At 56.9% G+C, this 5,036-nt stretch carries 4 protein-coding genes; 1 reads left to right on the top strand and 3 read right to left on the bottom strand.

Annotation, left to right across the window (positions count from 1 at the left end; translation table 11 throughout):
• The 3 genes from VGE80_RS16005 to VGE80_RS15995 all read right to left on the bottom strand — a co-directional run.
• A partial coding sequence (locus VGE80_RS16005; RefSeq protein ID WP_440593366.1) for a DUF1549 domain-containing protein occupies positions 1-2,001 on the bottom strand: 2,001 nt, incomplete at its 3' end.
• A 2-nt stretch (positions 2,002-2,003) separates the two neighbouring features.
• The gene (locus tag VGE80_RS16000; RefSeq protein WP_397569627.1) at positions 2,004-3,260 is read right to left on the bottom strand and encodes an MFS transporter; all 1,257 of its coding nucleotides are present in this window, start codon (positions 3,258-3,260) and stop codon (positions 2,004-2,006) included.
• 92 nt (positions 3,261-3,352) lie between these two features.
• A complete protein-coding gene (locus VGE80_RS15995) occupies positions 3,353-4,195 on the bottom strand; it encodes an IclR family transcriptional regulator (RefSeq protein ID WP_440593365.1) in 843 nt (280 codons plus the stop codon).
• Positions 4,196-4,700: 505 nt separating this feature from the next.
• Between VGE80_RS15995 and VGE80_RS15990 the strand changes: the two genes are divergently transcribed.
• The coding region (locus VGE80_RS15990) for an orotate phosphoribosyltransferase (protein WP_440593364.1) at positions 4,701-5,036 on the top strand (336 nt) is incomplete at its 3' end.

Genomic DNA, 5,036 nt, shown 5'->3' with positions numbered 1-5,036 from the left:
ATTTACAAAGACGCGTGCGGTCAGTGGGTGTTCGGTACTTGCCATCCACTGTGCCAGTTCCATTCGTCCACTCTGCGTAACCTTGAGAACCGGGCGAACGGTCGAAGTTCTCATGACCTCGGGAAACTCGCGCGAGACGGGCTTTCCAAGATTGCGATGGCTGCCGCGAATATGAATCGGGATTTCTGTCTGAACCGGACCATCCGCCACCCCCATGGCCGATGCGGCATCCGGTGACTGGCTTTCGAAAATGCGTGCTTCGGTGGCTAACCTGTCGTATTCGGCCAGCGTCGCGGCATCGAATGCGAATTCGGGCTTGGGTGGAACGGCGAGGAATCCGGAGGCGTCATACAGAGCAGCCCTCGCCTGTTCCAGCTTGGGGTCCTCGAGCGTCGAGGCAGAAGGATTCGCCTTGCGTGCTTCAGCGAGTGCCGGTTCTACTCCCTCCAACAGGGGGCGGAAATGCTGATCGATACCGGCAATATCACCCGCTTCAGCAAGTGGATGCCAGGCGCTGAACAGAGGATCATCCCGGTGCCGGTCCAGGTGCAATCGGCAATGATGCAGGATCCGTGGATGCAGTCCGTACGGCTGGGCGAATGCTTCCACTTCGACCAGTGACGAATCGGGGCTGAAGCGTGCCGCGGCCACCAGGTAGTCGGTCGCTTTGGAACGGGCTGCCAGACGGAGTTTCTCGGTCGCCTGACTGCGGAAGTTCGCCGCCGCAGCCTGCTTTTCAGCAATCTGCTTATCGACTTCCTTCAATTTGTTAAGTTCTTCTTCCGTGGCGAAGGAATGTTCGTACCAGTGTTTGATCGCTCCGTAGTTGGTATTTGCGAACGTCCGTGTGCTTTTGAAGATTGCGGCGAGCGCGTAGTAGTCGGTCTGTTTGATCGGGTCAAACTTGTGGTCATGGCAGCGGACGCAACCGAAAGTCATCCCCAGGAAGGTCTTGCTGGTCGAATCGAGTTGTTCATCGATCGTATCCATATCCAGCTTATCACGGTCAGGCTCCGCCAGAACCTTCGCACCCAGGGCCAGGAACCCGGTTGCGGTTCTCGTCTCCTGATTGGCTTCGGGCAGCAGGTCTCCGGCGAGCTGTTCGATCAGGAACCGATCGAAGGGTTTGTCCTTATTGAACGCATTGACGACATAGTCGCGGTATCGCCACGCCGTACCGTAAGCGAGGTTTTCGTCCAGCCCGTTGGAATCAGCGTAGCGGGCGACGTCGAGCCAGTGTCGGCCCCAGCGGACTCCGTATCCTGGCGACGCCAGCAGACGCTCATAAACGTTCTTGAACGCGTCTGGTGATTCGTCTGCGAGGAACGCCTTGATCTCTTCAGGAGTGGGGGGAAGTCCGGTCAGGTCGAAGGTTACGCGGCGAATCAACGTCGCCTTGTCCGCCATCGGAGCGGGTTTCAGACCATTTAACTCCAGCTTCGCGAGCAGGAAGGCATCGATTGGCGTCTTTACCCAGTCTTTTTGTTTCACTTCGGGAAGTGGCGGATTGGCTACAGGGCGGAACGACCAGAATTCCCGCCCTTCTTCGATGCTCATTCCGACCGGTTTGGGGGCTCCCTCGGCTTCCTTTGCTTCACGGGGATCCACCGCGCCGCGGGTGACCCATTTCTCGAGAATTTCAATCTCGGCATCGGTGAGCCGGTTCTTGGGGGGCATCTGGAAGTCCGAGTTCTTGTAACGGACGGCCTCGATAATCAGGCTTTTGTCAGGGTCCCCGACGACGAGCGCCGTGCCGGAATCTCCCCCTCTCATAACGCCGTCGCGGGTATCCAGACTGAGCCCTCCGCTCGCCTTGGCACCGGAATGGCATTCGTAGCAATGCTGGACGAGCAGCGGACGAACGCTCTTCTCGAAAAATTCCAGATCCGCCGCAGATGGCTCTACCGCATGGCTTAGAGAGAACGGCGTCAGCGATCCGAAAAGCGACCAGATGATCAGAACTGACCACCGGGCACGGGATGCGGGAAGTTGATTCTGCATAGTCACGCACTCACCTGGATAGTATCAACCGAATCACGATTCCACAGAAACTTCATTGAAAGTACGCCAATCCACGGTGCGACGCCGGCCACCACAAGAACCATGTCATAGCTCTTGGAGATGTCAGCGAGCATCCCGAACAGGCTGTGCATCGGGGACGTTACCGCCCAGACCCACAGGCCCAGCAAGCCCGTCATCCTGCCGACATGCGACACGGAAAGCTCCTGGACAAAACTATAATAGCACGGGGCCATCGCCAGTGCTCCTGCCCCAATTAGTAGCAGTGTCCCCAGTAATGGCCAGCCTTGACCCAGCCATGGAAGAAAGAGACTGGTCGAAGTCAGGGCGCAGGAGCAGGCAAAAACGGTTCGCCGTGCGTTGTGGGGCGTACTGCCCCAACGGCGGACCAGCCAGAGCGAACCCACTCCTGCCAGAATGCAGCCGACGTCCGTGGCGAGGAAGTAAAGTGAGTTAAAATCCAGAGCGACACTTTCTTCATATCCTCGGCCAATCTGCAGGAATTTCATCAGCCAGACACGGTACGTGTGCCAGACAATCTGCATTCCAATCACAAGAATGGCAACGGCCCAAAGTCGGCCGCTGCGAAGGATGGTAAAGAGCGTCGGGGCGTTTGTATCGGCTTTAGCGGCGGTGTTCTGTGCCAGATCGCGGGATCGAAGTGCGAGAAACCAGGCGAGGACCCACACAAATCCAGTGGCACCTACGGCGACAAAGGTCGACCGCCAGGATCCTGATTCTTCGGTAATGAGAAGTTTCATGATCTGCGGAGTAATGATTGCCCCGATCGACGCTCCGCTCTGTAAAATGCTGTTTCCCATCGTTCGCTCTTTTTCGTCGAGCAACGCGAACGTTGTTTTCAGCGCGCAAGGCCAGTGACCGGCCTCGAAGAAGCCCAGGAGAGCGCGGCAGACGAGCAGTTCAGTGAACCCGTTAGACCACCCCGTGGCCATCCCCATGAGTGACCATGAGGCTAAGACCGCAGGGTAGAGCCAATAAACACTGCACCGATCGGCAAGAAAACCAAATGTCAGTGATCCGATGGCAAAAGCCCAGCCAAAGGCTAATTCCAGGTTTCCATACTGGACATCGCTGAGTCCCAGTTCTGTCGTCACCCGGACAGAGGCGCTGGCCAGCGCCACCCGATCCATATAGTTAATGGTGGTTGCCAGCAGCAGGAGTCCTGTGATGCCCCATTTCCAGAAGGCCGGTCGCGGAGGGATCACTGTATCGGTCGACATGGGATACGCTGCTCAACTTGTTTCAGGCGGGTGGGATTTTTCGATCAATTAAAGAGCGCGGATCACGTGGCTCGAACGATCTGATCCGGTCGTCAACGGCTGCCACCAGGACTTGGCGACGTATTGTCCGATTCGGGAACCGGACCAAATTCGGACGAGATGTCCCGTGCACATTGCACGGCCGCTTCAACGAGCGCTGATTGCTCGACCGGCTCGTCACGGCGACAAAGGTGCGATACGCAAAGCACCCCCAGCAGATTCGATCCGCCACCCATCACCGCGATGGCACAGTCACGGACACCCACCACGATGGGACTGTCTTCGTATGAATAGCCCCGCTTGCGAATCTCGGCCATGTGGGCTTCATACATTTTGATTCTGCTTGCGGTCTCACCCGACTGCTTCCAGTAATCTTTTCGTCGATGGTCCGGAAGCATCGCCAATGCGACCAGGCCACTGATTCGCCGATGCAGTTCAAAGGTGGCACCAATTCGCACGGCCAGCATGACGTCGGAGTCTCCCTCCGCACGGGCGACGACAAGCATCCGGTTCTGAACCACGATGTTGAGGTGACATGATTCGCGCAGTTGCCGGGCCAGCCGTTCCATGTGGGGCATCGCGTGGGCAACGAGCATCTGCGTCGATGCGTGCTGGGAACCGAGTTCAAACAGCTTGGTCGACAAACGGTAAATCTGACCGCTGTCCCGAACCAGATACCCCCGCTCCTGCAGACACACCAGCACCCGAAACAGTTCCTGCTTGCTTCGTCCCAGTGCGTCAGCAATCCCCGTCAGGCTCATCCCGCGCGAAGAATCCCCCAGCAGTTCCAGCACATCCAGAGCTTTGTCGACAGCCGGTGCGTTGTAGACTGTGGTCTCTTCGTTATTCGAGATCGCCCGCCGTGAAGCTGAGGATTTTTTGGATTCGTTTTTCATGAAACTCAGTTTTGCAGATGATACAGGGAGGGTCAAGCCTGATCCGATTGCGATTGCGGATACCCGATACAAGCAACAAATGAGTAGAGAGGATTCGAACCGAATCGGAACGTCAGGCACGCGGAGAACTGCGAGTGGATGAGCGGAACTGATTAGACAACGACGGATCGGAATTCACAATTATCATCGGCCCGTTGGCGGGGCGAATTGGTGAAGACCGAAGTTCGCAATCCAGCGATCTGGGGCCGCTGTGCTCACCGTTATTCTCGAACGATCGGGCTCGGGAACGCTTCAGGCGACCAGGGAGTTACGACGAATGCGAGTGGCAGACGATTGTATCCGACGCAACAGTCCCGATTACCTTTGCCGGATAGCATGAGGACCGGCTTCAGTCTCCGAAATTGCGGTTTACGAAGCGCTGGTCGTGCATGAGGCTTTTTCGTCGGCTGTCGTCCCAGTAGGATAAAACCGTCTATCGGCAACCATTTAATGTCAGGAAATCTTGATGAGCGACCGTCAGAAGTTAATTGACCTGTTTCATGAACGAGCTTTGAAGTTTGGCGATTTCACTTTGGCCTCGGGTAAAAAATCGACCTATTATCTCGACGGAAAGCAGATTTCGCTGCACTCAACCGGTCTGCGGCTTGTCAGCCAGGGTTTGCTGGAACTGCTCGACGGGATTGAATTTTCTGCGATCGGGGGGATGACCATCGGCGCCGACCCGATCGTCGGAGGTGTGCTTGTCGCCGCTGCGGAAACAGGACGTTCGCTCGACGGTTTTCTCGTCCGGAAGGAATCGAAGGGGCATGGGACGCAGCGCTACGTCGAAGGCCCTGTCAAG

The sequence above is a fragment of the Schlesneria sp. genome (assembly GCF_036405755.1).
In the GTDB taxonomy this organism is placed as follows: domain Bacteria; phylum Planctomycetota; class Planctomycetia; order Planctomycetales; family Planctomycetaceae; genus Schlesneria; species Schlesneria sphaerica.
This window is presented reverse-complemented; position numbering and strand designations above follow the sequence as displayed.